This window comes from Gemmatimonadaceae bacterium, assembly GCA_040882285.1.
GTDB lineage: Bacteria > Gemmatimonadota > Gemmatimonadetes > Gemmatimonadales > Gemmatimonadaceae > JACDCY01.
On record JBBEBQ010000008.1, the window covers coordinates 74,816 to 100,328 of the forward strand.

Consider the following 25,513-nt stretch of genomic DNA (forward strand, 5'->3'; position numbering starts at 1 on the left):
GCTTCCTGGCGGCCGGCTTCCTGGCGGCCGGCTTCCTGGCGGCCGGCTTCCTGGCGGCCGGCTTCCTGGCTGCGGGCTTCCTGGACGCGGGCTTCCTGGCGGCGGGCTTCCTGGCGGCGGGCTTCCTGGCCGCGGGCTTCGACTTGCCGGCCGGCTTGTGCGCGGCGGATCTCGCGGATGCCGAAAGGCGCGCCGCGCCGGCTGCTTTCCGCTTGCCGTGATGCTCCTCGACGTCGCGGATGAGCTTGTCGGCCTCTTCCTGCGTCATCTGGCCGCGGCGGACCATGTACTGCACGAGGTCGCGCGCGCTCTCGGCGACGAAGCCGGTGAGTCCGGCGGCGGCGCCGATCACGTCCTTCATGGCTGCGGCCATCTTGCTGCCTGCCTCGAGGCTGATCTCCTGCGCCTTCGCGGTCATCTCGGCGACGGTGTCGCGCACGTCCTGGCCGCGGTGCCCGGGACTGCGGCGGGGCGGGACCGGAGGCGCGCCCGGAGTTCCGGGTATGGCCGGAGTTGCGGGGGCTGTTGGAGTTGTGGGTCCGGAGGCTTTTTCAGCCATTTCTTCTATGGAAGGGGAGGTGGGTTGGCAGGGCGGTGACTAGTTGACTGGTGACTAGTGACTAGTAACTGCAAACCGGGTGTGGCTAGGCGGGCGTAAGTTTATGTCGCTACGGGAGCTACGCAAGTGACTGCACATTCATGGTGGATGTAGGGAAAAACCGGTGGAATTGGCTATCTACCAACGCATTATTAGGTCATTAAAGGGACAGTATAAGGTCAGTAACCGCTCTTTTCCGGAGTTTGTGCTGGTTTGGCGGAATGTAGGATCCAACGCAGGAATGACCATGAGTCTCTCGGAACGTCCGCATCCTCCCAGCTGACTGCTCAAGGCTGTCTGCTCGCTGCTCACAGCTTTCGTTCGCTTTTGGGCTCGCGTGGTACGGCCGGTCGCGTTGCCCTCGCATGCCGCCTGTCGTCTATCAAGGTGAGACCCGCCCCTTCGCAGCCCGCTTCGAGTCTTTCAGCTATTCCAACCCAGCGTTACACTAAGCGCTGTGGACCAGACAGCACTCGCCGCGCAGCAGCCCCAGTACGAGGATCCCGACGCGGCGATAATCGCCCGCGTGCTCGCTGGGTCGAAGGATTCCTTCGCCATCCTCATCGCGCGCTACAGCGATCCGCTCTACCGGCACGCGCTCGGCATGACGGGCAGCCCGGACGTCGCCGAAGACATTCTGCAGACGTCATTCATCAAGGCGTTCCAGCACCTGGGCGAAGTGCGCGGCCGGTTCGACGCGTGGTTGTTCCGCATCGTCGCGAACGCGTGCAAGGACTGGCTCAAGAACATTCGCCGCTCGCATCTCAGTTACGATGAGGACGACCAACCGTCTTCCCTTACGACACCCGATGAGGAGATGGATCGCAGCGAGCTGCGCGGGGATCTCGAGGGCGCGCTCGCCACGCTGGCGCCGTCGCTGCGGGAAGCGTTCGTGATGAAGCACGTGGAAGGCAAATCGTACGAGGAGATGGCGCTGCTGCTGGAGACGACCGTCGGCGCGCTGAAGATGCGGGTGCATCGGGCGCGCGAGGCGCTGCAGGCGCTGCTCGAAGGCAAATACGCATGACAGGCGAGGGGACCGGATCAATGGACGACAAAAAAAACGAGAAGACGCCTGCGGAGCAGGACAAGGCCGCCGTGTGGGACAAGATCAACGACGAAGCCGAGATACTGCGGCGGCGGACGACGCCGGTGTACATGAAGCAGCGGATCATGGACGCGCTGCCGGAGGCGCCCGAGCCGGCAAAACCATGGTACAAGAGGGTGCTCGACAAGTAGCTCGGGGGCCTCGAGCCGAGCGAGTCCGTTAGCGGTCGAGCAACTCCAACTGTAGCAAGTCTTTCCCGCCAAAACGAGGCAGCTCGGAATCGTCCTCGTCCTCGTCGTCCATCCGCGACGACCCGCGCACGCCGTACTTCGCGCAGGTCCTTTCGAAAAACTTCGCCAGCCCCTCGCGGTAGCGCTCGCCCGCCTGGTGCCCGCGGCCGTACGTCGCGCGGTAGCTGGGCGCGAGGTGCGGAAACTCGGTCTCAATGAACGGCAGGTAGCGCTGCTTCGCCGAGCTGCGCAGCCGGAGCGCGCACGCGGCGACGTAGGTCGCGCCAGCTTCGGCGACGCGCTTCACCAGCGCGTCGAGATCCGCGGGCTTGTCGGTGATCCCCGGCAGCACGGGCATGCAGTTGATCCCGGTCTCGATTCCGGCGGCGCGCAGCCGCGACAGCGCACGCACGCGCGAGTCGGGTGTGGGCGAGCGCGGCTCGAGCTTGCGCGCTAGCTCGCGGTCGAGCGTGATGAGCGAGATGTGCACCGACAGCTCGGAGTGCCGCGAGATGCGCGTGAGCAGGTCGATGTCGCGCGTGATCAGCGGGCTCTTGGTGATGATCGCGATCTTGAGACCCGGGTGCATCGCCAGCACCTCGAGCACCCCGCGCGTCACCCTGAACCTCCGCTCCGCGGGCTGATACGGATCCGTCGCGCTCCCGATCAGCAGCGCCATTCCGTTCACGAGCTGCTGGTGCTTGTCGCTGCCGTGGCGGAGCGCGCGCGCGAGCAGCTGCGGCGCGTTGGTCTTGACGAAGATGTTGCGCTCGAACGCGAGCCAGGGCGGCATCTGCTCGTACTTCGCGGCGAGCGGATCTTCCATGCGCCGCGCGTCGGACGCCCGCTCCATCACGTACCGGTGGGCGTAGCGCGCGTAGCAGTAGGTGCAGCCGAAGGCGCAGCCGGTGTAGGGGTTGAGCGACCAGAAGTCCATGCCGGTCGTCTCGGGGCCGTTCAGGACGTTTTTTGCGGGCGCGGCGTAGTAGCTGATGTCCTTTTGTTCGTCTAATAGCGGGAGGAGACGGGACTTTCGCTCGTAGTCCGCGCCGAAGAGCCCGTCCTGGACGGGGGTCGGTTTCCGCTTGGTCTTTGGCACGACTTCAGGATACCGAAAAAAGACCGAAGATACAAGTGAAATTGCCGTGAGCATTCGCTGATAGCCGCAGGATTCTCATGACGGGAATGTGCCGACCGGCCGCCACCATTCGGCGTGACTACTTGCCTGCTCGGCGCCGAGGTCGCCAGTGTATGGGGATGCCCGCTCGAGAGAAGCAGAGGTGGACCGCGCGCGAGGTGCGGGAGCTCATCGCCGCCGCGCCGCTGGCCACTCCGCGCTACGAGGTGGTGGATGGGGAGCTGTTGGTGACGCCGTCGCCAGCACCGCCCCATCAGTGGGCCGTCACGCGCCTCCTATTTGAGCTTGCGCTGTATCTCCGCGAGCAACCGGTGGCTGACGTGCTGACGTCGCCTTCCGACATCGAGGTCGAGGCGGAACAGGTCACGCAGCCAGACATTTTCATTTTGGGAAACACCGAGGCGGATCGGATCACGCGGGACGGTTTCCCTGCACACGATCTGCTCGTCGCGATTGAAGTGGTGTCACCGTCCTCCGCGCGGTACGACCGCGTCACGAAGCGCGCGCTGTACCACCGTCGCATTCCGGAATACTGGATCGTGGACGTCGACGCGCGCGTCATCGAGCGATGGCGGCGGGGGCACGACCGGCCGGACATTCTCGCCGCGACGCTCGAATGGACTCCCGAGGGCGCGACGCGGCCGTTCACGCTCGATCTGCCTTCGCTGTTCGCCAGCGCCTGGCGGGAGCGCCAGCCTCCGCACGGCTAGTCGCGGGTCGGCAGTCGTCTGTATCTTAGGACAACTCCTGAGGCTGACATGCGAGAACTCCTGTCCGACATAGCGATCCATCGCGGGCTCGCCGGCCTTTCCGGCTGGTCGCGGAAGGGCGACGCGATCACCAAGACCTACCAGTTCAAAACCTTCCCGGCCGCGATCTCATTCGTCGGCCGCGTGGCCGAGGCCGCGGAGACCGCCGACCACCACCCGGACATCGATATCCGGTACACGAAGGTCACGTGCACGCTGAGCACGCACGACGCGGGCGGGATAACGCAGAACGATCTGGACCTGGCGGCGGAGATCGAGTTTGCCGTGGAAGCGTGAGGCGCAACGCCCTTAACGGCGGTTGCTGAGGGCGCCGCGAGCGAGCGCATGAAATGCGGCGTCCATCTGCGCCGGCGTTGCCACCGACTGACGATCCTGCCACCACCTGATTGTCTCGAGGAGGGCTCCCGCGAGCATGCGGGCGGCTAGCATGCTTGGGAGAGGCAATATCGCACCGGACCAGTTGGCGATCCGGCGTTCGATCATGCGTGTGGCATAGCCGGAGAACATCGCCGAGACGTCCTCCAGCCGGCCAGCGCGACTGAGAGCATCCACGAGGCGCCGTTCCGCCGCGATGTGCTCGAGAAACTCGGTGACCGGAAAAAGGCGTGGTCCAATGGATGACGGCCGCGCGAGCATCGAGTCCAGCGCATCGAAAAAATGCTCGTAACTCGAGTGCAGGGCATCTTCCTTGTTCCGGTAATGCGCGTAGAACGTGGCTCGACCGACTCCTGCGCGGTCGAGGATATGCTGCACCGTGATTTCGCTGAAGTCGCGCTCCTGTATCAAAGCGATCAGGGCGCCGCCGAGCGCGCGAGTGGTTCTCGTGATGCGGGCATCGATTTCATCCGGATTCCGAACATCCGGGGCGGCGTTGTTCGACTTTGCTGGCGGGCTGGTGGGCACGGCGTAAAGTTGACCTCTGTTCCGCAGGTAACAAGCGCTCACTCACTCCCGATGAATACGAACCGCGCCGCCGCACTAGCGATCGCCGTCGGATCTCTTGCAGGGCTGCTGACAATGACGCTGCATCCCACCGGCGGCGACGTAATCCGGGATGCGTCGAGTGGGATGACCAACGTCCTCTCGACCAGCGTTCACTGGCTGGCACTCGTGGCTCAGCCGCTGATACTGGCGGGGGCGCTTGCATTGACGCTTCGACTGCGCGCGCGCCGCGACTTGGCTGTCAGTGCGTACGTCTTCTTCACACTCGCCAGCGTTGCGGCCGTCATGTCGGCCGTCGCGAGCGGCTTTTTGGCTCCGGGCGTACTGCGGGGGATGCACGAGGCTGATGCGGCGACGCGGGCGGTGATGATGAGCGATCTGCGTTACACACGGCTGTTGAACCAGGCGTTCGCGACCCTCTACGCAGTGTTCGGTGGCATCGCGATCCTTCTTTGGTCGGCGGCCATCCTGGTGGGCCGAGAGCTGACACGTGCGCTCGCCGTGTACGGCTTGCTTCTCAGCACAGCGTTGATTCTCGGGGTCACGAGTGGGCACCTGTCTCTCGGAATTCACGGCTTCGGCTTGGTTGTTCTCGGCATAGGGGCGTGGATGATCTGGGCGGCCGCCCAACTCTGGCGCCTAGCGGACAGCTGAAACCTCAGCAGCCAGCCAGCTGCAGGCTGCCAGCTGCTGGCTGCCAGCTCGTCCGCCGGGCCTATATTTCAAGCATGAGGACCGTCGCTTCGCGCCGTGCCGCGCTCCGCCACCTGATCGACGAAGTGGGCCCCGTCGACCAAGTCGGCATCGACGAGCGCGCCGCCAAGTTCACCACGCGGAGCATCAAGAAAGGGTCGAAGCTGTGGGGGCTCAAGACCGCGGTGTCGATGGTCGATCTCACCACCCTCGAAGGAAAGGACACCCCCGGCAAGATTGCGTCGCTCTGCCAGAAGGCGCGTGCGCCGAGCTCCGATCCGGAAGTGCCGTCGGTCGCGGCGGTGTGCATCTATCCCTTCCTGGTGAAGCACGCGCGCAAGGCGCTCGCGGACACTTCGATCAAGGTCGCGTCGGTCGCGACGTCGTTTCCGTCGGGACAGAGCTCGCTCAAGCTGCGCTTGCAGGAAGTGCGGCAGGCCGTGGCCGACGGCGCCGACGAAGTGGACATGGTGATCAACCGCGGACTCTTCCTCTCCGGCGAACTCGACGCGGTGCAGGACGAGATCGCGGCGGTCGTGGAAGCGTGCGGCGAATCCACACTCAAGGTGATTCTGGAAGTGAGCGAGCTGGAGACGTACGACAACATCCGCGCGGCGTCCATGCTGGCGATGCGCGTGCTGCGCGCCGACGACTTCATCAAGACGAGCACGGGCAAGGCGTCCGGCAGCGCGACGCTCGCGAACACGCAGGTGATGCTCGAGGCGATCCGTGATTTCTACCTCGCGACCGGCACGCCGATCGGAATGAAGCCCGCGGGCGGGATCCGCACGGCCAAGCAGGCGCTGCATTACCTCGTGGCGGTCAAGGAGACCTTGGGAGACGCGTGGCTCAACAACACGCGCTACCGGTTCGGCGCGAGCGCGCTGCTGAACGACCTTCTGCGGCAGATCGAGAAACAGAAGACCGGCGCGTACCAGGCGCCGTACTACTTCTCCGAAGCGAGCGGGAGCTACTGATGAGTCTGACCAGGACCGCGCCGAAAGCGCGCAAGAAGACGCAGGCGGTGGTCGCCGCGCGCGTCCCCGAGCTCATCTTCGGCGACCTGTGGGAGTTCGATCCCGCGCCGGAGAGCGCGGACCCGAAGATCAAGCCGCAGTACGAGCTGTTCATCGGCGGCGAGTTCGTCGCGCCGGAGAGCGGGAAGTACTTCGACTCGATCAACCCCGCGACGGAGAAGAAGCTCGCGCGCATCGCCGTGGCCGGCACGCACGACGTGGATCGCGCGTACAAGGCGGCGCAGAGCGCGTTCGACTCGACCTGGCGGAAGATGCCGGGGAAGGAGCGCGGCAAGTACGTGTATCGCATCGCTCGTCTCATTCAGGATCGCGCGCGCGAGTTCGCGGTGGCCGAGACGATGGACGGCGGCAAGCCGATCAAGGAATCGCGCGACTTCGACGTGCCGATGACTGCCGCGCACTTCTTCTACCACGCCGGCTGGGCCGACAAGATCCAGTACGCGATCCCCGGCCGTCCGACCGAGCCGCTCGGCGTCGTCGGCCAGGTGATTCCGTGGAACTTCCCGCTGCTGATGCTGGCGTGGAAGATCGCGCCGGCAATCTCCACCGGAAACTGCGTGGTGCTCAAGCCGGCGGAGACCACGTCGGTGACGGCGATGAAGTTCGCCGAGCTGCTGCAGGAAGCCGATCTCCCGCCGGGCGTGGTGAACTTCGTGACGGGCGCGGGGGAGACGGGCGCGGCGGTGATGTCCCATCCGATCGCGGCGAAGGTGGCGTTCACCGGCTCGACCGAGGTCGGCAAGCTGATCATGCGCTCGCTCGCCGGCAGCGACAAGAAGATGACGATGGAGCTGGGCGGAAAAGCCGCGAACATCGTGTTCGACGACGCGCCGCTGGATCAGGCGGTGGAAGGGATCGTCAACGGAATCTTCTTCAACCAGGGGCACGTGTGCTGCGCGGGCAGCCGGCTGCTGGTGCAGGAGTCGGTCGCGGACGAGGTCGTCGAGAAGCTGAAGCGCCGCATCTCGGTGCTGCGCGTGGGCGATCCGCTGGACAAGAACACCGACATCGGCGCGATCAACTCCCGCGCGCAACTGGAGAAGATCGAGGAGTTGGTGCAGTCGGGAGTGGAGCAGGGCGCGAAGCTGTTCCAGCCGTCGTGCCGGCTGCCGGGCGCGGGCTTCTTTTATCGCCCGACGATCTTCACGGGCGTGACGCAGAGCCACCGCATCGCGACCGAGGAGATCTTCGGTCCGGTGCTGAGCGTGCTGACTTTCAGAACGCTCGAGGAAGCAGTCGAGAAGGCGAACAACACCGCGTACGGCCTGTCGGCCGGCGTGTGGACCGACAAGGGCTCGCGCATTCTGAAGATGAGCACCGAGCTGAAGGCCGGCGTCGTGTGGGCGAACACGTTCAACAAGTTCGATCCATCGTCTCCGTTCGGCGGTTACAAGGAGAGCGGATTTGGCCGTGAAGGCGGCCGCCAAGGACTGCTCGACTACGTGAGGGTAATCTGATGCCGGGCGACAATCGGAAGTCCGGAAATGGCTCGTCCTCTCCAGGGCGCAGGCTGCAGCACGCAGCACGCAGCGCCGGTCCGCGTGTTCCAGTAGCCAAGACGCCCAAGGTTTACGTCGGCGGCGAGTTCATCAGATCCGAGTCCGGCCGCACCTATCCGCTCAAGGGTGCCGACGACTCGTTCTTCGCCAACATCCCGCTCTGCACGCGCAAGGATCTCCGCAACGCGGTCGAAGCCGCCGCGAAGGCCGGCGCGTCGTGGGCGAAGCGCACGCCGTACAACCGCGCGCAGATCGTGTACCGCCTGGCCGAGATGCTGGAGTCGCGCTCCGACGAGATGGCCGCGGCGATATCGGGGCCGAGCGGCGTCTCGCCCGCCGTCGCGCGCCGGGAAGTCGCCGCCGCGGTGGACCGGCTGATCTACTACGCCGGCTGGGCCGACAAATTCGAGCAGGTGCTCGGCAACACGAATCCCGTGTCGGGGCCGTTCTTCAACTTCACCGTCGTCGAGCCCGTCGGGATCGTCGGCGTGATCGTGGACGACGGCTCGCCGCTGCTCGCGCTGATCTCGCAGGTCGCGCCCGTGATCGTGAGCGGGAACGCGGTCGTCGTGCTCGCGTCGGAGCAGCATCCGTATCCGGCTATCGTGCTGGGCGAGATGCTCGCTACGTCGGATCTGCCCGGCGGCGTCGTCAACATCCTCACCGGCCAGCGCAAGGAGCTGGTGCCGACGTTCGCGACGCACACGCACATCCGCGGGCTGGACGCGGTCGTGGGCGCCGCCGAGAAGAAGGAGCTCGCGCTCGGCGCCGCCGACAGCGTGAAGCGGCTGCGCGCGCGCTCGGCGGAGCAGGTGATCGACTGGTTCTCGGAGTCCGCGCAGAGCGTGTACGAGATCAGGAATTTCATCGAGTTCAAGACGACCTGGCATCCGATCGGGGCGTAGACCCCGGCCGGCACGCCGTCGCGGGGCCGTCGCGTGCCGTTGCCAAGAGCCGCAGTGCCGGCCCTGCGCATGCACCTCGGCCGCGTGAAGGCGCAGTTTCATCGCGACCTTGCCGGCGGCGCGCGCGGCGCTCCACTTCCTGGCGCACTAGGCCGTAAGCTTCCGAACGCCGATCGCGAGTGAGCGTGGCAGTACGTATTCCCCGCTACCCGGTTGTATCGCGAGCGCACCACGAACGTCCGTCGCAGGCACCATTTGCATGAGACGGTCATTCAGCGTGCGTTCACTGTGGCCGTTCGCGCGAGCGGGATCGCAAAGCGAGCGACCTGTCACACGCTTCGCCACTCGTTCGCGACGCACCTGTTGGAATCCGGCTCGGATATCCGCACAATCCAGGAGCTGCTGGGCCATAGCGACGTGCGCACGACGATGGTGTACACGCATGTCTTGAACCGAGGCGGCCTCGGCGTTCGCAGCCCGGCCGACCGCCTCTAATCCTGCAAAAGCGGATGCGCGCGAGCGAATTATCGAGGACCTCGACGCCCTCTATTCTCCGGAGATGGTGACGCGGAGCAACGCAGCCGCCTACTTGCAGCCTAATTCGCATGGTCGGGCGGCGTGCGGAATTCTAAACCGCTGCGACGTATGGTCTTCCATCGGTGGAAGAAGTTTGATCGGCGGTGAAACCCGGCGTGCGGTTGCGGGAATTCGTGCGGAGTCGCAGTCTATCCTGACCGTATAATTGAATAGTTGGGCGGACCAACACTGGACGTTTCATGACTGCCGCAGCGACGCATCGAGGACGGGTGGCCCTGGTCACGGGTGGCAGCCGAGGTGTCGGCAAGGGTATTGCCGAAGCGCTTGGCGGAGCCGGCGCCACGGTCTACGTGACCGGCCGGACGGTTGCTGAGACTGAGTTCGGCGCGAGCTGCATTCCGATCCCATGCGATCACACGGATGATGATCAGGTGGAGCGGGCTTTCGACCGGATCCACTCAGATCGAGGCCGTATAGATCTCCTGGTCAACAACGTCTGGGGCGGCTATGAACGGATGGTCGAGGATGGCGAGTTCACTTGGAGCCGACCGTTCTGGCAACAGCCGTTGTTCCGCTGGGACTCAATGTTCTCTGCAGGAGTCCGCGCCCATTTTGTTGCGAGCCGACTGGCTGCACGGCGGATGGTCGAGCAGCGGAGCGGCTTGATCGTGAACATCTCCTTCTGGTCGGCTCAGAAGCACATCGCGAACGTCCCCTACGGGGTGTCCAAGGCCGCCACCGACAAGATGACGCAGGACATGGCCCACGAACTCAGAGAGCATGGAGTTGCGGTCGTATCTCTATATCCGGGGCTTGTTCGGACCGAGAAGGTGATGGAGGCGGCAGCGTACCTTGATCTCAGCAACTCGGAGTCGCCCCAGTTCATCGGCCGCGCTGTCGCAGCCTTGACGACCGACCCGAATATCCTCGCACTATCGGGATCAGTCATCGTCGCGGCGGACTGTGTGGAGAGGTACGGGGTTGTTGACGTCGACGGGCGACGACCGAAAGCCCTGACGATTGAGGATGTATGAGCGCGAAGCTGGGGCCGCCCAACAAGCCGATGAAGCCGACGGTCGCCTTCGGCGCCCGCAGCTTATCGGCATGCCGTTAGCTGTACAATCCTGCCTATGCCTGAATGGAGCAATTAAGATGAGTGAGGAAGGCAAGTGCCCGTTCATCCACATCGCCGGCGTCGGCAGGACCAACCGCGACTGGTGGCCGAGCCAGCTTCGACTGGAGTTGCTGCACCAGCATTCCGCGAAATCCGACCCGATGGGCAACGGCTTCGACTACGCGAAGGAGTTCAAGAGCCTCGACTACAAGGCGCTGAAGAAGGATCTGGTCAAGCTGATGACCGACTCGCGGGACTGGTGGCCGGCGGACTTTAGCCACTACGGCCCGTTCTTCATCCGCATGTCCTGGCACGCCGCCGGAACTTACCGCATTGCCGACGGCCGCGGCGGCGGCGGCCGGGGCCAGCAGCGATTCGCGCCCCTCGACAGCTGGCCCGACAACGTCAATCTCGACAAGGCACGGCGCCTGCTCTGGCCGATCAAGCAGAAGTACGGCAGGAAGATTTCGTGGGCCGACCTAATCATCCTCGCCGGTAACGTCGCGCTGGAGTCCATGGGCTTCAGGACCTTCGGCTTCGGCGGCGGCCGCGCGGACGTGTGGGAGCCGGACGAGGACGTGAACTGGGGTGAGGAGATCGCGTGGCTGGGCGTCGACAAGCGCTTCAGCGGCGATCGGGATCTGGGGCCGTTCGGCGCCACCCACATGGGCTTGATCTACGTGAACCCGGAAGGCCCGAACGCGAGCGGCGACTACATGGCCGCCGCCAAGGACATCCGCGCCACTTTCAGCCGCATGGCGATGAACGACGAAGAGACCGTCGCCCTCATCGCCGGCGGCCACAGCTTCGGTAAGTGCCATGGTGCCGTCCCGGAATCGCACAAGGGCCCGGATCCGGAAGCCGCGCCGCTGGAGGCGCAGGGCCTGGGCTGGATGAGCGACTACGGCACGGGCCGCGGCGCCGACACGATTTCGAGCGGCCTGGAAGTAACCTGGACCAAGACTCCGGCGCTGTGGAGTAACAACTTCTTCGAGATCCTGTTCAAGTACGAATGGGCGCTGGTCAAGTCGCCGGCCGGCGCCAAGCAATGGGTGGCCAAGAACGCGCCGGCGATCATTCCCGACGCGCACGTCCCAGGCAAGTTGAACAAGCCCACCATGCTGACCACCGACCTGACGCTGCGCTTCGATCCGGAGTTCGGCAAGATCTCACGCCGGTTCCATGAGGACCCGCAGGCCTTCGCCGACGCCTTCGCGCGCGCCTGGTTCAAGCTGACGCACCGCGACATGGGCCCACGCGTTCGCTACTTGGGACCGGAAGTGCCGAAGGAAGAGTTGATCTGGCAAGACCCGATCCCCGCCGTCAACCACAAGCTGATCGGCGAGAAGGAGATTACCGACCTCAAGAAGAAGATCCTCGCCTCAAAGCTGTCGGTGTCGCAACTCGTGTCGGCGGCCTGGGCGTCGGCGTCCACCTTTCGCGGCTCCGACAAGCGCGGCGGCGCCAATGGTGCGCGCATCCGGCTCGCCCCGCAGAAGGACTGGGCCGTGAACCGGCCGGCACAGCTGGCGAAGATGCTGAAGGCACTCGAGGGCATCCAGGCCGACTTCAACAAGAAGGCCAAGGGGGGCAAGAAGGTGTCGCTCGCCGACCTGATCGTGCTTGCGGGCAGCGCGGGCGTCGAGCAGGCCGCGAAGAAGGCCGGCGTTACCGTGAAGGTGCCGTTCAACCCCGGACGCATGGATGCGAGGCAGGACCAGACGGACGCCGAGTCCTTCGCGGTGCTCGAGCCGATCGCCGACGGTTTCCGCAACTACATGAAAGGCGAGTTCGTGGTATCTGCCGAGCGACTGCTGCTCGACAGAGCGCAGCTTTTGACGCTCACGGCACCCGAAATGACGGTCCTCGTCGGCGGCATGCGCATGCTGGGCACCAACGTAGGCGGCGCAAAGCACGGGGTATTGACCTCGAAGCAAGAGACGCTCTCCAACGACTTCTTCGTCAATCTGCTCGACATGAGCATCGAGTGGAAGCCGACCTCGGAGGCGAGGGAAGTGTTCGAAGGGCGCGACCGCAAGACGGGCAAGGTTAGGTGGACCGGTACGCGCGTCGACCTCGTCTTCGGCTCCAACTCGCAGCTGCGGGTCCTTGCCGAGGTCTACGGCAGCGCCGACGCGAAGGAGAAGTTCGTGCAGGACTTCGTGACGGCGTGGACCAAGGTGATGAACCTCGACCGCTTCGACCTTGCCTGATCCAAACATGACGGTGAGACAGCTACCCAACCGGTGTCAGCGGACGGCGCTCCGCGCCGCCGCTGAACCGGAACATTAGCTCCGAACAGACCATATGAATCGTCTGGTGTCGTTTGTACTGACCGGAGGGCTTGCGTTGGCCGTGGCGTCGCGCTCGGGTCATGCGCAGGCGACAGCGGCGGAAGCGCCCGCCTCGCTGGCCGGATGTTACGAGCTGTCCCTCGGCAGTTGGTCACGACCGCTGGGTGTTAACGCCGCCTATCACAAGCTCCCCTCGAGCGTGCGGCTGGATACCGTTGGCGCGGCGCGCGGCGGATGGGTTCTGCGCCCCGATATCGCGTACCCATCTGGCAACCGCTTCCCGGGAACCCCGCGGTGGACGGCAACCGCCGACAGCGTCGTGCTGACATGGTCGAACGGTTTCCAATCAACGTTGGTGCGCGTCGCGCGTCGCCCCAATGGTGACCTGGCAGGCGAGGCCGTCGTTGGAAGTGACGCGAATGAGTTCGGGAATGATCTCCCGCGCGCCGCGGTGATTGCCCGCCGCACAACGTGCACGGAAAGCGAGTAAACGCGGTGCGGAGATTCGGCGATCGCATCCCGCACATCCTGCTCACCGTTTACGTATTGCTCTTCATCTGGGGAGCGATCGGTCCGTATGACCGTGCGGTATGGTGGGCGGAGAACATCCCCATCGTCCTGGTCGTGCTGGCGCTCGTCGTTCTGTACCTGCGCGGCGTGAGGCTCTCCCCCCTTGCCTACATTCTGATGTCGATCCTCCCGTACGTGCATACTATCGGAGGGCACTACACGTTCGAGCGGGTACCGTTCGATTGGTTCAACCGCGCCTTCGGGTTCGAGCGGAACATGTACGACCGGATCGGCCACTTCAGCGTGGGCTTCTACGCGTTCGGCATTGCCGAATACCTGATCGTCAGGAAGCGGCTGAGCGTGGCGATGGCAAGTCTTTTCGCCATCTTCGCGATCAGCTTCGTCGCGATGTCGTACGAGCTGATCGAGTGGGTGTACGCCGCGTATGGCGGCAACGCCGAAGCGGGAGCGGACTTTCTGGGCAGTCAGGGTGACATCTGGGACGCTCAGAAGGACATGCTGATGGACACGCTGGGCGCGGTCGCGGCGATCCTGCTCTATCTCGTGCTTCGCGCGGCGCATCATCGCTCCGCGCATGCTTTGATGCTCATTGCCGCCGCGTTCTTCGCGAGCGGATGCGTGCTCTCCGTCAACCCGGTCGTCGCGGAATCGGACGCGACGTTCGAGCCCGGTCTGCTCGGCATCTGGGAGGAGGTTGGCGGCTCTGACCGAGCGGTGGTCTCACGCGGTGCCGGCAACACATACGGGATCGAGTATACGACCGACGGAAAGGCGACCAAGCTGGAGGGACGGCTCGGCCGACTTGGCAGCAGGGTGATACTCGACGTGTGGCCGGCTGCACCGGGCAGCAGCGCACAAGATCTCTACTCGGGGTTCACCATACCCGGGCATGCCTTGGTGGCTCTGGATGTCGCGTCGAACGAGGTCCGCATTTCGCTGCTGGAGCCCGACTCGCTGCTCGTGCGCCTCCAGTCGGGCGACGTTCAGCTGGAGCACGCGCGCATGGAAGATCGACCAATTCTCCAGGGCACCACGGAGCGGCTTCGCGCGGTGCTCGCACCATATCTGAGTCGGCCAGGCAGTCTGTCAGAGCCCGCCGCATGGCGACGCGTGGGCTCACCCGACTCGAAGCCGGCCCCAAGCCGCGTAGACGTGCCGTGTTTCGAGGCGTCAGCGTGGCGCGCAGCCGACAAGCTCTTTCGTGTGGATCCGCATTGGGTGGGCGCGGACGTCGCATCGACCGTCGATCTTGGTGGCGGCCGCATTCTATGGCTGTTCGGCGACAGTTGGATCGATCCGTCAGGCACCGCCAAGCGCCGCGGCGCACGGATGGTAAGCAACAGCGTAGCGATTCAAACGGGCACTGACCCGAGCACCGCGGCGATCAAGTTTTACTGGGGCAGGGCGTCCGACGGAAAACCGGCGCCGCTGTTTCCGGACAGCGGCGGGGAATCGTTGTGGTTCGGTAACGGCATTCGCGTGCGGGAACGACTGGTGTTGTTCTTCGCGCGCACAGTACGCGGCGCAACGGAGGCCGCCGGCGGGCTCGGCTTCGAGCACGTCGGGTGGCATGCGGTGATGATAGAAAATCCCGACGACGAGCCGTCCGCCTGGCGAGTGCGATCACTCGAGACACCCGCAAACCCATTGGGCGTTCTCCTGGGGTATGCCGACGTGATACAACTCGGCGAGCACGTGTATGCGTTGGGGTCACAGAACCCGGTGAAATCGCACCCGATATACGCCGCGCGCTGGCGCGCTGATGAGGTTAGGCGGGGGAATCTGCTCAATCCGGAATGGTGGGCGGGGGAACGGGTCGGATGGGTTCCGGACTCATCGAGCGTGCAGCGCTATCCGATCTTCGAGAACGGGCGGTCAGAGCTCTCGGTGCATCTGGACCCTGCGACGCAGCGCTTCATCGGCGTGCAATCTCTTACCTTCGGTCCGTCAGATGTCATGTTGCGCGCAGCGTCCGCCCTCACCGGGCCTTGGACCGCACCGCGCATGGTGTACCGCCCGCCGGAATACTACCGGCCGAATGTCGCGATCTATGCGGGCAAAGGCCACCCGGAGCTGACCGGTGCGGATCTCGTGTTGACGTATGTCAACAGCTCGTTTCACTTCCCCGATCTCTTCACGGACGCCGACACGTACTATCCCCGCTTCGTACGCCTCACGCGCTGTCGCTGAGCTGTAAGTGGTGGCGAAGAGGCGAACGGGCACCTGTGCTTCGGAAACTTCGACCAAAGGCGGCGCGTAAGGGTGTATCCACCGACCCGGCGGCAGCATGACTCGACGCTCCAAACTCTGGCTGGCAGCTCTTTCGCTCTTCAACCTGGTGAACGCCGCGGGCGCGGGGTACGCCGGCGCTCTGGCTCAAGGCGAACATGCCGCCGTGCATGTCGTCTTGCTCATCGTGGGGGTCTACGCGTCGTGGCGGATAGTCACGCGAACGGGAGCGCAGCCGCCGACCTTGCTCGAGGACGCCGAGCGCCTGGAGCAGCTGCAGCAGTCGGTGGACGCCATCGCTGTCGAGGTCGAGCGCATCGGCGAGTCACAGCGCTTCATCGCGAAGCTAGAGGGGGAGCACGCGGTTACTCCCCGCTGATCGCCGCCGAGCCGACGCATGAGCGCAAAGTGCGGCGGCAACGATGAATGAGCTCGGGCACGTCCGCGAACTCGTGCGGTATCCGGTCAAGTCCATGGCCGGCACGGCGATGGAGTCGGCATTCCTCGGCTGGCACGGGCTCGCGGGCGATCGGCGCTTCGCCTTCCGCCGCATCGGAAACGACACCGGCTTTCCGTGGCTGAACGCCAGCAAGGTCGCCGAGCTTTTGCTGTACCAGCCGTTCGGACTCGACGAGACCACCGGCCAGCCGCTGCCAACCCACGTGCGCACTCCCGCGGGGCGGGAGCTGGAACTTCGGAGTGATGAGCTGCAAAGCGAAATCGCCGAGCGTTTCGGGAGCGGCGTAGAGCTGATGCAGAACAGACACGGAATGTTCGACGATGCCTCGATATCGGTGATCAGCACGGCGACCATTGCCGGAATCGGTGACGAGGCGGGTTTGGACCTGGACCGCAGGCGTTTCCGCGCCAACATCGTGCTGGAGACCCGGGATCGCGAACCGTTTCTCGAGGACGCGTGGGTGGGCGGAACGTTGCTGTTCGGTAACAGCGATCCACAGCCGGCCGTGAGGGTGACGGTGCGCGACATGCGATGCATGATGATCAACCTGGATCCGGACACCGCTACGCAGGATGCGCGGGTGCTGAAGACAGTCGTCCGGCTGAACGGGAACAACGCGGGCGTGTACGGCACGGTGCTGCAACCGGGCACGATCCGCGTCGGCGAGCCGGTGAGCTTCGTGCCGGACGGGCGGCGCGGTGATTGAGCGGTGCGCGGTCCGCCTGAGGATTCGCGGATGAACGGACGCGCGAAGACAGCCTTCCTGTTCCTCGGCGTGGTTGCGTCGGGATGTCAGGGGAACCCAGCGCAGGAATCCCTTCCGACTCGCACCGCCGCGATGGATGCGCGCGCGGAGGAGCGCAGCCTGATGGTTGAACATCAGCTGCGCGCCCGGGGAATTCGTAATCCGACCGTGCTTGCCGCGATGGCACGCGTCCCGCGCCACCGATTCGTCGCTGAGCAGTATCGCGACCTCGCGTACGCGGACCAGCCGCTGCCGATCGGGCTGGAGCAGACGATTTCGCAACCGTACATCGTGGCCTACATGACCGAGGCAGCAGCGATATCGTCCGGAGATCGCGTGCTCGAGATCGGGACGGGCTCAGGCTACCAGGCAGCAGTTCTCGCTGAGCTGGCGCGCGATGTTTATACCATCGAGATACTGCCTGAGCTGGCCACGCGCGCTCGCGCCGTGCTCGAAGAGCTCGGCTATCGTAACGTGCACCTGCGTACCGGCGACGGATACGTCGGGTGGCCGGACCACGCGCCGTTCGACGCGATCCTCGTCACCGCCGCGCCGGATCATGTACCGCCCGCGCTCGTGCAGCAGCTCGCCATCGGTGCACGAATGGTGATTCCGGTCGGCACCGGGGAGCAGGAGATGCGGATCATCACGAAGACGGCGAATGGAGTCATCGAGGAGAAGACGCTGCCCGTGCGGTTCGTGCCGCTCGTGCGCCCGCACCAAACGCGGTAATCAGTCACTCGTCATGATGAGCAGCGGCGCGCCGTCGAACTCGTAGATGGGCCGCAGGCGCTCGGTGTGGTAGTACTTCTTCACGTCGACGACTTTCTTCTCCGACGTCACGCTCGAGATCGACACGCTGTCGTAGAAGCCGCGGTGCACACTCACCAGCCGGCCGAACTGCTTCTTCAGAATGAGGTCGAGCGCGAGATTGCCGAACGCCATCGGCACGATGGAGTCGAGCGCGTCCGGATCGCCCGAGCGCACGAGGTAGCCGAGCCGCTGGCTGACGACGTCGATCCGGCGGCCGTTGTTGTACCTGGGCGAGTACTCCTTCAGCGCGGACGCGACCTTGTCGCCGATGCCGCCGAGCTTGCGGTGACCGAACATGTCGGTCTCCTCGCTCTCGAAGCTCATGCCTTCCTGCGAGGTCAGCCGCGCGCCCTCCGACACCAGCACCACTGAGTACCTGCTCGGGTTCCTGTTGTGATCCAGCGTCAGCAGCTCGGTGAGGTGCTCGACGTCCACCGGGTGCTCCGGGATGACGCAGCGGTCGGCCGCGCCGGCCATCGTCGGCAGGAGCGACGTGAACCCGGCGTACCTGCCGAACACCTCGATGACGAGAAAGCGCTCGTGCGATCCCGCCGACGTGCGCAGCCGGTGGGTGAGCTCGATCGTGCGCGTGACGCAGGTGCTGAAGCCGATGCAGTAGTCGGTGCCGAACACGTCGTTGTCCATCGTTTTCGGGATGGCGACGATGTGCACGCCCTCATCGTGCAGCCGCTTCGCGTAGCTGAGCGTGTCGTCCCCTCCGATCGGAATGAGCACGTCCACGCCGATGTGCTCGAGGTTCCGGAGCACGTCCTTCGTAATGTCGTTGATCGGCTGGTCGTAGCCGGTGAGGTGCGGCGGGATGCGCTCGCGCGGGAGATGGCTCGGCCGCATGCGCGACGTGTGGAGGAAGGTACCGCCGGTCCGGCCGGCGCGATTCACGATGGCTTCCGACAGCTCCCGCACGTTGGCGGAGTTGTCGGCGCCGGCCTCCCGACTGTAATCGACGAGTCCCGCCCAGCCGCGCCGGACGCCGATGACGCGGTGTCCTTCGCGCAGCGCGCGGATCGTGATCGCTCGGATCGCCGGGTTGAGTCCGGGGACGTCGCCGCCGCCGGTTAGAATCGCGATGGTTCGTACGTCGGTCGCCATGGACACTAAGCTAGCGGCAGAGTGGTCCCGCGGTGCTTTATCGCTGCGCCGCCGGCTCCGTGATGCGCCGCACCAGGTCGCTCGCCGGATACGGGCCGCGACGCACGTCGATCTCCGCGAACGCGCCCAGCCGCAGCATCGGGCCAGCGGGCGTAATGCTCATCGCATCCGGCGCGGGGTAGAGATACAGCCCGCCCGCCTCGATCGTGTCGATGGCCACGACATCGGCGAGGTCGCCGACTTCGCGCAGGCGGCCGCCCGTCCGCGCGACGGCGTCGTCGTAGTTGATCGCGAGGTCCGCCTGCATCGGCGGCTTGCCCGGCAACACGAGGTGGCCGCCGCGAACGAGCAGGTCGAACGCACCGCCTTCGTTGAATGGCAGCCGCTCGTACGCGCCGGCGTCCGCCGTCTCGTAGCCGCGCGTCGCGATCGCGTCCAGCGCCAACAGGATGCCGGCGAAGTTCAGCGCGCGCAGCCGCTGCTTCTGCGGATCGCCCGGCAGCGCGCCGCTCTCGATGAGCACGGTGCTCGTGCCCCATTGCTGCATCAGGTCGCCGAACGCGCGCGCGTTGTAATCGTCGTCGTACTTGGCGACACGTCCGGGAATCTCGTACGCGAACGCCGTCGCGAGAGTGGCCGCGACCAGCCGGGCACGCCGCCGGACTTCGTTATAGCTCTTGCCTTCATCGTATGCCGGGGGCAGCAGCGCGATGCCGGACGCGACGCCATCCGCGCCGGCGCGCGTCCGCGCGTTCTGATCATGCAGGTTGAACCCGAATTGCGGCTGCACGGCGTCCCGCAGCGCCTTGAGCGCGCGGGCTTCCGGCGTCGCCAGACGGCGCGCGTCACGATTGACGTCGATACCCGCCGCGTTCTGCCGCTGAAAGAGCTCGGCGCCGTCCGGGTTGAGCATCGGCACGAAAACGATCGTCAGGTCGCGCAACAGCCGCTGGCGCAGCGGTGACGCGTCCGCCTCGGACAGGAAACGAAAGATGTCCGCGAGCGCCATCGTCGCCGTGGACTCGTCGCCGTGCATCTGCGACCAGAGCAGCACGCGCGTGGGGCCGTTGCCAAACGTCACGGCACGGATGTCGCGGCCGAGCACGGATTGCCCGATGGTCTCGACGCCGGCGCCCGGAGACCTGATGGACCCGTCGACCGCGGTCCAGAACTCCCGATGCGTGAACCGCCGCGTCGAGATCCCCGGATTGCGATAGCGGCCGGCGTCCGCGAGCGCGGCGCGAAACGCGTCGCGCGTGCAGCAGGGGGGAGCGTCGGTCGTCCCGGGCGCGCGCCGGATCGTCGCGCAGCCGGCGATTATCAGGATGGAACCGGCAATGAAGAGACGCCTTGTCATGGCCGGAATCTGATCTGCCGTCGAACCGCACGCCATGTACGCATTGCCGGCCAACTGAACGAAGGGGAGAGCGGGAGCGTAGCCGGCCTAACAGAGTGGACCGAAAACGCGTGCGCGCCGACCCGGCATGCGGCATTATGAGGTGATGCCGGTTACCGTACTGCTGGTCCTCACGGTCGCCTTGCTCGGTTCCTGCATAAATGATGGGAGGGAACGGCCGCAATAACCTACGGAGGAACAGAAATTGGCTGACAACGATCATATCCATCACGAAATCAATTACATCGAATTCGAAATCACCGATATGGTCCAAGCGAAACGCTTTTACGAATCGGCGTTTGACTGGAAGTTCAACGACTACGGGCCGGACTACGCCGGGATTCAGAGAGGACGGGGTGGCGAGGCCGGCGGGCTGCGATTGAAATCGGAGACAGCGACGGCCGGTCCGCTGGTCATCCTGTACTCCAACGATCTTGCAACGACCGTTGCCAGGGTTCGTGAAGCGGGTGGGCAGATTACACAGGAGCCGTTCGACTTTCCCGGCGGCCGCCGGTTCCACTTCAAGGACCCGAGCGGCAACGAGCTCGCGGTCTGGTCTGACAAGTGACCGCCGGGCGCGGGGCTATAACGCCGGCGAAGGCAGCACTCCCCGCACGAGAAATTGCGTGCGCGGAAACGCGTGCGTGTCGCGCTTGAAGTAGCCGCCCGGCACGACCTCGACCCGCTCGCGCGACGCGAAGCAATACCAGGTCTCGAACGACTTCGGCTTCGCTGAGCCGAACGCCGACGGCGCGAACACACCAACGTTGATGCCGCCCGCCAGGTCACGGGCCGACGGATACTTGAAGACCTCGACGCCCGCGCTTCGCATGGCGGCGCCAAGCGCCTGCGACGACGCGTAGCTCGTCGGCGAGGCGATCGCGCGGCGGTGCGCGTCGAACGGCGGAGCGGCGAGATCGATGCCGCGCGCGGTGCGCACTAGCGCGATGAATGCGGTGAGCGCGGTCTCGACTGTACCGAGCTCCGCTCCGGTTCCCTCGAGAAACAAGAGCCGGTAGTACGCAACTTCGGCGAACGCGCCGCGCTGCTCGATAGAGCCGTACCAGATCCCGCGCTCGCGCCGGCCGCCGAAGCGCGACCCGTGCGGCAGCGGCGGATAGCGGAACGGCGTGAACAGCAGATAATGCAGCCGCCCGCCGGTGCGATCGGGCGGCTTCACCCCGTCGATCAGCTCCTCCAGCAGCGCCTGCTCCTCGGCGGAGTCCACGAGCTTGCGAGTGGACACTTGATGCTGCGCTTCCACCACTCGCCAGGGCGAGAGGCGGAGCGGGCGTAGCTCAGAGTCGCCCGCGCATCGCGTCCAGATATTGGATGACATCTACGAGTCCCTCGACGGTGCGGATGCGATCGGCGGGGACGCCGCCGAGGTGGTCGTTGTCGGCGTGCAGCCACGCTCTCGCTTTGTCGTCGTCGCCGCCGACGAGCGCGTCGAGCGAGCGGTACAGGCGCAGGAAGAGCAGGGCGAGCTCGCCTTCCTTTCCGTCCGGGTCGAGTTCCCGCCCGCTTCGCAGCCGCGATACGGACGCTTCGCTCGTGCCGATGATCTTCGCGAGCTGCCTGTTCCGGACGCCGAGCCGCGCTGCAGCAGAGATCGTCGCCTTGGCCACGACCGAGGCAGGGTCGGCTTGGGAGGCCGGGTGGAAGAGAATGGAGTCTGTCATGCGATTGCAAGAATATCGCATTATTCTTGCATATGCAAGTTCGGCTCCCGGCTGGCCGCTTGACAGCCGCCGCAGGCGGATTAGGCTTAGAGCCAATAGACCGAATGGTCTAGTAATCGGGGTTACATGACTAACGCCACCAAAATCCGCCTGCTCGATGCCGGTCTCAAAATGCTGCTCGAGCGCGGCTACAACGACATGGGAATCCAGGCGCTGCTCGACGCGACCGGAGCTCCCAAAGGATCGTTTTATCACCACTTCGCCGACAAGGAAGACTTCGCGCTCCAGGTCATCGACCGCTACATGCAGGCAGTCCACGCCGGCCTGGATCAGTGTCTCGGCGACGAATCGCGGCCCCCGCTGGAGCGCGTGCGCGATTTCTTCGAGCGCTCGAGCGAGAAGTATGTGAAGGACGGCTCCATGGGATGTCTTCTGGGCGGCGTGGGCCAGGAACTGTCCGGGACCAGCGACGTGTTCCGGCGGAAGATCGAAGAGTGCTTCGAGGCGATCGCCGCAAAGATCGCCACCTGCCTCAGTGAGGCCTGCGAGCAGGGCGACCTTCCGGCCGGAACCGACTGCGAGCGGATGGCGGATCTGCTGATCGACTGTTGGGAAGGCGCCGCGCTCCGCATGCGGCTGCGGCGCGATCCTGCGCCACTAGAAGCGATGCTCGACTTCTATTTCCGGGCGGCGACGCCCGTGTGATTTCCCGGTCCACCGCTTTTAGCGGCGCGGCTGCGTTGCACGATTTCCTCAACCGAAGGAGAAGTCGTCATGCGTCATCGCACTCTGCCCGGCCGCCTGTTGCAGGCGGCGCTGTTTTCCCTGGTCGTTGTAAGCGTCGCGGGCTCGCTTGTAAGTGCGCAGGCTCCCGCGCAGGAGGCGGCGCTGGTGCTGACCGCCGGGGACTCGCAGCTCCAGTGGGGACCGTGCCCTCCGTTCCTGCCAGCTGGATGCGCCATCGCCGTGGTGCACGGCGACCCCTCGAAGGACAACGTCGACGTGTTCTTCAAGGTGCCGGCCAAGTCGATCCTGCCGCTGCACTGGCACACTTCGGCGGAGCGGATGGTGCTGCTCGCCGGCGAGCTACACGTGACCTACGATGGCCAAGCGCCAATCCTACTCCGGCCGGGTAGCTATGCGTACGGTCCGGCGAAGCTGCCGCACAGCGGCGTGTGCGCGAGCGCCGTCCCGTGCGTTCTCTTCATCGCCTTTGAATCACCGCTGGATGCGGTGGCGGTCGAGACCGCGGTGAGGCAGCCGTAACGATCGCGAACCATTGCGCGGTGGTTGTGACGTGAGTCGATGAGAATCGTAAAGTGAAAGAGACAAGCCAACCGCGCAGGCATCTTGCAGGAGGACGACATGACTGAAGCTGTCGAAGCGCAGGCTTCGCTCGAGGCCGAGCTGAAGGACGAGATCCTTCGCATGTATCAGGAGGTCGCGGACAATCCGCGCAGCGAGTTTCACTTCTATCACGGTCGAGAGGCCGCCGAGCTGTTCGATTACCCGGCGGACTGGCTGGATCGCGCGCCCGCCGAAGCGGTCGCGTCCTTCGCGGGCGTCGGCAATCCGCATCTCCGGAGCGACCTGAAGCCGGGCGAGACGGTGCTCGACCTCGGCAGCGGCGCCGGGCTCGATTCGATCGTGGCCGGCTGGCAAGTCGGTCCGACGGGAAGCGTGATCGGCGTCGACCTGAATCCGGCGATGTGCCGCAAAGCGCAAACCAACGCCGCCGCCGCGGGCACTTCGATGGATTGCCGGTCCGGCAGCATGGAGGATATTCCGCTCCCCGACGCGTCGGTGGACGTGGCGCTGTCGAACGGCGTCATCAACCTCTCGTTCCGCAAGCGGCGCGTGATCGAGGAACTGTTCCGCGTCCTGCGACCGGGGGGCCGGCTGTCGATCACCGACATCGTCAGCGCCAAGCAGCTCTCGCAATCCATCGTGAACGACCCCAAGCTCTGGGCCAGCTGAATTGGCGGTGCTCTCCCGGAGGGAGAGATGTTCAGGCTGCTCGAGGAATCGGGCTTCAAGAAGGTCCGCTCCGCGGTCGTGCCGCGGTTCCGGTTCCGCAAGGAGTCGACTCAGTCGTCCGCCGAGGCGTTCGGCGTCAAAGCAGTGATGCTGACGGCCGTGAAGCCCTGAGCGCGTCGGGGCGAAAAGGCGGACAACCCCGACGCGCGCGCGGCCGTAGAATCAAGTCATCCCCCAGCAATAGAGGATTGCCATGAAGCGCCCGCTGTTTCGAATCCCGCTCGCCACGCTCGTGCTCATGCTCGCGGCGCAGTCGTCCGCGCTCGCCCAAGCGCCGAAGGAGCAGTACATCGCCGACTTCGAGCGCATGCGTACGAGCGTGCTCGCCATGGTCGACTCGATGCCGGCCGCCGGCCTGCGCACCGCGCCCACGCCGGGCGTGCGCGACTTCGCCGAGCAGATCGAGCACATCGTGGTCGGCAACGTGAACCTGATCGCGTCGGGGATCGACGCCGACCGGACGCCGCTCGGCATCGAGAAAGAGGTCTACCTCAACGACAAGGCGGAGCTCAAGCGATTCGTCAACATTGGCTTCGATCGCGTGCGCGACATGCTCAATGCGCTGTCGCAGGAGGATCTTGCCACTGAGGGCCGCCTGTTCGGAAGAATCCCGCTACCGAAATGGCAGATCATCAAGGTGGCGGTCGAGCACGGCATCTGGACACTCGGCGCGACGGTGCCATACGTCCGCCTGCAGGGCGGCACTCCGCACTCGTTCAATCTCGTACCGGCGGCCAATTAGCCTGGTCATCGCTCAGCTGTGGCTCTGCTGGTAGGAATAGCGATCCTATTCGCCTCAGGCGCGCTGTGGCTCATGGGCCTTCGGCTCTTTCTGCGGTCCGATCTGTCTCGCAGGAAGAAAGTTGCGTGGACCGTGTTTCTATTGCTCGCCGGATTCGGTATCGGATTGCTGCTGCCTCTCGCCGAGCTGTGGAGCAAGTTCCTCGTACTTGTCGTCATTCTGCCGGCGCTCGGTCTCGCGGACGTATGGCTGCTCCGGTCCGGGCGCAGCCTTTCGTTCTGGATTCGGGCGTGCGGCTTCGAGGTATGTACCGTGTTCGGCACGGCTGCCGCAACGCGCCTGCTACTCGACTTGGCGGCGGCGGCGGCATGACGATCCGGCCACGATGGATCGTGCGCTAATCGGGCGAGATTCGTCTCAGCTCGACAACAGCACGATGCTCGCGGCGATCACGACCGCGAGCACGACTCCAGCCCAGGTGAGTATCGCCCAGCGCCAGGACAGGACGCGGTGCGTGCCCTGGTACAGCGTCGCGACCGCGCCGCCGGCGATCACGAGCGCCAGCAGATCCCACGAGGATTCGTTTCTCACGAACGAGCGATAGGCGACGCTCGCGAGCAGGCCGTAGGAGAGAAGGTGATATGCCCAGCGATAGCTGGTGTTCTCGACGAAGTCGGTGCGCTCGTCGCGCAGGATCGGAGATTCGGGCATCACATCATTCCTCTGACAGGGTGAACAGCTCGTCGACACGTTTTCCGAGACAGTCGGCGAGCACGAACGCGAGCAGCGCCGAGGGGAGGTACTGGCCCGTCTCGATCGAGCTGATGGTCTGGCGCGTGACGCCGGCGATCCGCGCGAGCTCTCCCTGCGAGAGACCGTGCTCCGCGCGCGCTACCTTTAACCGGTTCTCCAGTCGGGCTTTCTTCATGGCGATCCTGATCGGGTGCCGAGAATATATAGTCT

32 protein-coding genes are annotated in these 25,513 nt (G+C 65.1%); 23 read left to right on the forward strand and 9 right to left on the reverse strand.

Translation table 11 applies throughout. The annotated features are described in order from the left end of the window. On the reverse strand, window positions 1-439 hold a 439-nt coding region (locus WEA80_05100), incomplete at its 3' end, for a hypothetical protein (protein ID MEX1185947.1). A gap of 616 nt (window positions 440-1,055) precedes the next feature. Between WEA80_05100 and WEA80_05105 the strand changes: the two genes are divergently transcribed. Continuing rightward, on the forward strand, window positions 1,056-1,625 hold the full coding sequence (locus WEA80_05105) for a sigma-70 family RNA polymerase sigma factor (GenBank protein MEX1185948.1): 570 nt from the start codon (window positions 1,056-1,058) through the stop codon (window positions 1,623-1,625). 20 nt (window positions 1,626-1,645) lie between these two features. Continuing rightward, a complete protein-coding gene (locus tag WEA80_05110) occupies window positions 1,646-1,837 on the forward strand; it encodes a hypothetical protein (protein MEX1185949.1) in 192 nt (63 codons plus the stop codon). Window positions 1,838-1,865: 28 nt separating this feature from the next. Here WEA80_05110 and WEA80_05115 read toward each other — a convergent pair whose 3' ends face one another. Next, a complete protein-coding gene (locus WEA80_05115) occupies window positions 1,866-2,975 on the reverse strand; it encodes a radical SAM protein (protein MEX1185950.1) in 1,110 nt (369 codons plus the stop codon). Window positions 2,976-3,133: 158 nt separating this feature from the next. Between WEA80_05115 and WEA80_05120 the strand changes: the two genes are divergently transcribed. Then, window positions 3,134-3,724, forward strand: a complete 591-nt coding sequence (locus tag WEA80_05120; GenBank protein MEX1185951.1) for a Uma2 family endonuclease — start codon at window positions 3,134-3,136, stop codon at window positions 3,722-3,724. Window positions 3,725-3,772: 48 nt separating this feature from the next. Next, the gene (locus tag WEA80_05125; GenBank protein MEX1185952.1) at window positions 3,773-4,060 is read left to right on the forward strand and encodes a 4a-hydroxytetrahydrobiopterin dehydratase; all 288 of its coding nucleotides are present in this window, start codon (window positions 3,773-3,775) and stop codon (window positions 4,058-4,060) included. A gap of 12 nt (window positions 4,061-4,072) precedes the next feature. Here the strand turns inward: WEA80_05125 and WEA80_05130 are convergent, their stop codons facing one another. Then, the gene (locus tag WEA80_05130; GenBank protein ID MEX1185953.1) at window positions 4,073-4,687 is read right to left on the reverse strand and encodes a TetR/AcrR family transcriptional regulator; all 615 of its coding nucleotides are present in this window, start codon (window positions 4,685-4,687) and stop codon (window positions 4,073-4,075) included. Window positions 4,688-4,801: 114 nt separating this feature from the next. Here WEA80_05130 and WEA80_05135 point away from each other — a divergent pair, with 114 nt between their 5' ends. The 12 genes from WEA80_05135 to WEA80_05190 all read left to right on the forward strand — a co-directional run bounded on the left by WEA80_05135 (window position 4,802) and on the right by WEA80_05190 (window position 17,502). Next, window positions 4,802-5,380, forward strand: coding sequence for a hypothetical protein (locus WEA80_05135; protein MEX1185954.1), 579 nt, complete (start codon window positions 4,802-4,804; stop codon window positions 5,378-5,380). A 74-nt stretch (window positions 5,381-5,454) separates the two neighbouring features. Further along, the gene (gene deoC, locus WEA80_05140) at window positions 5,455-6,396 is read left to right on the forward strand and encodes a deoxyribose-phosphate aldolase (GenBank protein MEX1185955.1); all 942 of its coding nucleotides are present in this window, start codon (window positions 5,455-5,457) and stop codon (window positions 6,394-6,396) included. Continuing rightward, window positions 6,396-7,913 (forward strand): aldehyde dehydrogenase family protein, encoded by a 1,518-nt coding sequence (locus WEA80_05145; GenBank protein ID MEX1185956.1) that lies wholly within the window; start codon window positions 6,396-6,398, stop codon window positions 7,911-7,913. The genes deoC and WEA80_05145 overlap by 1 nt, the downstream gene beginning before the upstream one ends. Next, a complete protein-coding gene (locus WEA80_05150) occupies window positions 7,913-8,860 on the forward strand; it encodes an aldehyde dehydrogenase family protein (GenBank protein ID MEX1185957.1) in 948 nt (315 codons plus the stop codon). Before WEA80_05145 ends, WEA80_05150 begins: the two co-directional genes overlap by 1 nt. A gap of 213 nt (window positions 8,861-9,073) precedes the next feature. Continuing rightward, entirely contained in the window at window positions 9,074-9,355 is a 282-nt protein-coding gene (locus tag WEA80_05155) for a tyrosine-type recombinase/integrase (protein MEX1185958.1), read from the forward strand. 311 nt (window positions 9,356-9,666) lie between these two features. Beyond that, the gene (locus WEA80_05160; protein ID MEX1185959.1) at window positions 9,667-10,431 is read left to right on the forward strand and encodes an SDR family NAD(P)-dependent oxidoreductase; all 765 of its coding nucleotides are present in this window, start codon (window positions 9,667-9,669) and stop codon (window positions 10,429-10,431) included. A 118-nt stretch (window positions 10,432-10,549) separates the two neighbouring features. Continuing rightward, entirely contained in the window at window positions 10,550-12,724 is a 2,175-nt protein-coding gene (gene katG, locus WEA80_05165) for a catalase/peroxidase HPI (protein ID MEX1185960.1), read from the forward strand. Window positions 12,725-12,818: 94 nt separating this feature from the next. Further along, entirely contained in the window at window positions 12,819-13,295 is a 477-nt protein-coding gene (locus tag WEA80_05170; protein MEX1185961.1) for a hypothetical protein, read from the forward strand. Then, window positions 13,277-15,526 (forward strand): DUF2238 domain-containing protein, encoded by a 2,250-nt coding sequence (locus tag WEA80_05175; GenBank protein ID MEX1185962.1) that lies wholly within the window; start codon window positions 13,277-13,279, stop codon window positions 15,524-15,526. Before WEA80_05170 ends, WEA80_05175 begins: the two co-directional genes overlap by 19 nt. Before the next feature lie 97 nt (window positions 15,527-15,623). Further along, window positions 15,624-15,944: a hypothetical protein gene (locus tag WEA80_05180; GenBank protein MEX1185963.1), complete on the forward strand. Its 321-nt coding sequence runs from the start codon at window positions 15,624-15,626 to the stop codon at window positions 15,942-15,944. Between the two features lie 43 nt (window positions 15,945-15,987). Next, window positions 15,988-16,731, forward strand: a complete 744-nt coding sequence (locus tag WEA80_05185) for an MOSC domain-containing protein (GenBank protein MEX1185964.1) — start codon at window positions 15,988-15,990, stop codon at window positions 16,729-16,731. Window positions 16,732-16,761: 30 nt separating this feature from the next. Further along, window positions 16,762-17,502, forward strand: a complete 741-nt coding sequence (locus WEA80_05190; GenBank protein ID MEX1185965.1) for a protein-L-isoaspartate(D-aspartate) O-methyltransferase — start codon at window positions 16,762-16,764, stop codon at window positions 17,500-17,502. On the opposite strand, the gene WEA80_05195 is transcribed toward WEA80_05190, so the two are convergent. Both WEA80_05195 and WEA80_05200 read right to left on the reverse strand, forming a co-directional pair. Continuing rightward, on the reverse strand, window positions 17,503-18,693 hold the full coding sequence (locus WEA80_05195) for an ATP-dependent 6-phosphofructokinase (protein ID MEX1185966.1): 1,191 nt from the start codon (window positions 18,691-18,693) through the stop codon (window positions 17,503-17,505). Window positions 18,694-18,730: 37 nt separating this feature from the next. Beyond that, on the reverse strand, window positions 18,731-20,050 hold the full coding sequence (locus tag WEA80_05200; GenBank protein MEX1185967.1) for a M14 family zinc carboxypeptidase: 1,320 nt from the start codon (window positions 20,048-20,050) through the stop codon (window positions 18,731-18,733). 244 nt (window positions 20,051-20,294) lie between these two features. Here WEA80_05200 and WEA80_05205 point away from each other — a divergent pair, with 244 nt between their 5' ends. After that, on the forward strand, window positions 20,295-20,657 hold the full coding sequence (locus WEA80_05205; protein MEX1185968.1) for a VOC family protein: 363 nt from the start codon (window positions 20,295-20,297) through the stop codon (window positions 20,655-20,657). 15 nt (window positions 20,658-20,672) lie between these two features. On the opposite strand, the gene WEA80_05210 is transcribed toward WEA80_05205, so the two are convergent. Further along, on the reverse strand, window positions 20,673-21,335 hold the full coding sequence (locus WEA80_05210) for an RES family NAD+ phosphorylase (GenBank protein MEX1185969.1): 663 nt from the start codon (window positions 21,333-21,335) through the stop codon (window positions 20,673-20,675). 52 nt (window positions 21,336-21,387) lie between these two features. Next, window positions 21,388-21,771 carry an MbcA/ParS/Xre antitoxin family protein gene (locus tag WEA80_05215; protein ID MEX1185970.1) on the reverse strand — a complete coding sequence of 128 codons (384 nt, stop codon included), beginning with the start codon at window positions 21,769-21,771 and terminating at the stop codon, window positions 21,388-21,390. A gap of 126 nt (window positions 21,772-21,897) precedes the next feature. Here WEA80_05215 and WEA80_05220 point away from each other — a divergent pair, with 126 nt between their 5' ends. From WEA80_05220 to WEA80_05245, 6 genes are all read left to right on the forward strand, one after another. Continuing rightward, the gene (locus WEA80_05220) at window positions 21,898-22,476 is read left to right on the forward strand and encodes a TetR family transcriptional regulator C-terminal domain-containing protein (GenBank protein MEX1185971.1); all 579 of its coding nucleotides are present in this window, start codon (window positions 21,898-21,900) and stop codon (window positions 22,474-22,476) included. A gap of 69 nt (window positions 22,477-22,545) precedes the next feature. Next, on the forward strand, window positions 22,546-23,037 hold the full coding sequence (locus WEA80_05225) for a cupin domain-containing protein (GenBank protein MEX1185972.1): 492 nt from the start codon (window positions 22,546-22,548) through the stop codon (window positions 23,035-23,037). Window positions 23,038-23,136: 99 nt separating this feature from the next. Further along, window positions 23,137-23,748, forward strand: a complete 612-nt coding sequence (locus WEA80_05230; protein MEX1185973.1) for a methyltransferase domain-containing protein — start codon at window positions 23,137-23,139, stop codon at window positions 23,746-23,748. A 27-nt stretch (window positions 23,749-23,775) separates the two neighbouring features. Next, the gene (locus WEA80_05235) at window positions 23,776-23,919 is read left to right on the forward strand and encodes a hypothetical protein (GenBank protein MEX1185974.1); all 144 of its coding nucleotides are present in this window, start codon (window positions 23,776-23,778) and stop codon (window positions 23,917-23,919) included. An 82-nt stretch (window positions 23,920-24,001) separates the two neighbouring features. Continuing rightward, window positions 24,002-24,550: a DinB family protein gene (locus tag WEA80_05240; GenBank protein MEX1185975.1), complete on the forward strand. Its 549-nt coding sequence runs from the start codon at window positions 24,002-24,004 to the stop codon at window positions 24,548-24,550. Window positions 24,551-24,622: 72 nt separating this feature from the next. Continuing rightward, window positions 24,623-24,922 (forward strand): hypothetical protein, encoded by a 300-nt coding sequence (locus WEA80_05245; protein ID MEX1185976.1) that lies wholly within the window; start codon window positions 24,623-24,625, stop codon window positions 24,920-24,922. 45 nt (window positions 24,923-24,967) lie between these two features. On the opposite strand, the gene WEA80_05250 is transcribed toward WEA80_05245, so the two are convergent. Both WEA80_05250 and WEA80_05255 read right to left on the reverse strand, forming a co-directional pair. Next, window positions 24,968-25,261, reverse strand: coding sequence for a hypothetical protein (locus WEA80_05250; protein MEX1185977.1), 294 nt, complete (start codon window positions 25,259-25,261; stop codon window positions 24,968-24,970). A 4-nt stretch (window positions 25,262-25,265) separates the two neighbouring features. After that, on the reverse strand, window positions 25,266-25,478 hold the full coding sequence (locus WEA80_05255) for a helix-turn-helix transcriptional regulator (GenBank protein MEX1185978.1): 213 nt from the start codon (window positions 25,476-25,478) through the stop codon (window positions 25,266-25,268). Window positions 25,479-25,513 lie beyond the last annotated feature (35 nt).

What these genes read in the sequence shown, in the direction of transcription:
- WEA80_05110 (MEX1185949.1), top strand. Translation starts at nt 1,646, where the DNA reads ATGGACGACAAAAAAAACGAGAAGACGCCTGCGGAGCAGGACAAGGCC.
- WEA80_05120 (MEX1185951.1), top strand. Translation starts at nt 3,134, where the DNA reads ATGCCCGCTCGAGAGAAGCAGAGGTGGACCGCGCGCGAGGTGCGGGAG.
- WEA80_05125 (MEX1185952.1), top strand. Translation starts at nt 3,773, where the DNA reads ATGCGAGAACTCCTGTCCGACATAGCGATCCATCGCGGGCTCGCCGGC.
- WEA80_05135 (MEX1185954.1), top strand. Translation starts at nt 4,802, where the DNA reads ATGACGCTGCATCCCACCGGCGGCGACGTAATCCGGGATGCGTCGAGT.
- deoC (MEX1185955.1), top strand. Translation starts at nt 5,455, where the DNA reads ATGAGGACCGTCGCTTCGCGCCGTGCCGCGCTCCGCCACCTGATCGAC.
- WEA80_05145 (MEX1185956.1), top strand. Translation starts at nt 6,396, where the DNA reads ATGAGTCTGACCAGGACCGCGCCGAAAGCGCGCAAGAAGACGCAGGCG.
- WEA80_05150 (MEX1185957.1), top strand. Translation starts at nt 7,913, where the DNA reads ATGCCGGGCGACAATCGGAAGTCCGGAAATGGCTCGTCCTCTCCAGGG.
- katG (MEX1185960.1), top strand. Translation starts at nt 10,550, where the DNA reads ATGAGTGAGGAAGGCAAGTGCCCGTTCATCCACATCGCCGGCGTCGGC.
- WEA80_05170 (MEX1185961.1), top strand. Translation starts at nt 12,819, where the DNA reads ATGAATCGTCTGGTGTCGTTTGTACTGACCGGAGGGCTTGCGTTGGCC.
- WEA80_05180 (MEX1185963.1), top strand. Translation starts at nt 15,624, where the DNA reads ATGACTCGACGCTCCAAACTCTGGCTGGCAGCTCTTTCGCTCTTCAAC.
- WEA80_05185 (MEX1185964.1), top strand. Translation starts at nt 15,988, where the DNA reads ATGAATGAGCTCGGGCACGTCCGCGAACTCGTGCGGTATCCGGTCAAG.
- WEA80_05190 (MEX1185965.1), top strand. Translation starts at nt 16,762, where the DNA reads ATGAACGGACGCGCGAAGACAGCCTTCCTGTTCCTCGGCGTGGTTGCG.
- WEA80_05195 (MEX1185966.1), bottom strand. Translation starts at nt 18,693, where the DNA reads ATGGCGACCGACGTACGAACCATCGCGATTCTAACCGGCGGCGGCGAC.
- WEA80_05200 (MEX1185967.1), bottom strand. Translation starts at nt 20,050, where the DNA reads ATGACAAGGCGTCTCTTCATTGCCGGTTCCATCCTGATAATCGCCGGC.
- WEA80_05215 (MEX1185970.1), bottom strand. Translation starts at nt 21,771, where the DNA reads ATGACAGACTCCATTCTCTTCCACCCGGCCTCCCAAGCCGACCCTGCC.
- WEA80_05220 (MEX1185971.1), top strand. Translation starts at nt 21,898, where the DNA reads ATGACTAACGCCACCAAAATCCGCCTGCTCGATGCCGGTCTCAAAATG.
- WEA80_05225 (MEX1185972.1), top strand. Translation starts at nt 22,546, where the DNA reads ATGCGTCATCGCACTCTGCCCGGCCGCCTGTTGCAGGCGGCGCTGTTT.
- WEA80_05230 (MEX1185973.1), top strand. Translation starts at nt 23,137, where the DNA reads ATGACTGAAGCTGTCGAAGCGCAGGCTTCGCTCGAGGCCGAGCTGAAG.
- WEA80_05235 (MEX1185974.1), top strand. Translation starts at nt 23,776, where the DNA reads ATGTTCAGGCTGCTCGAGGAATCGGGCTTCAAGAAGGTCCGCTCCGCG.
- WEA80_05240 (MEX1185975.1), top strand. Translation starts at nt 24,002, where the DNA reads ATGAAGCGCCCGCTGTTTCGAATCCCGCTCGCCACGCTCGTGCTCATG.
- WEA80_05245 (MEX1185976.1), top strand. Translation starts at nt 24,623, where the DNA reads ATGGGCCTTCGGCTCTTTCTGCGGTCCGATCTGTCTCGCAGGAAGAAA.
- WEA80_05250 (MEX1185977.1), bottom strand. Translation starts at nt 25,261, where the DNA reads ATGCCCGAATCTCCGATCCTGCGCGACGAGCGCACCGACTTCGTCGAG.
- WEA80_05255 (MEX1185978.1), bottom strand. Translation starts at nt 25,478, where the DNA reads ATGAAGAAAGCCCGACTGGAGAACCGGTTAAAGGTAGCGCGCGCGGAG.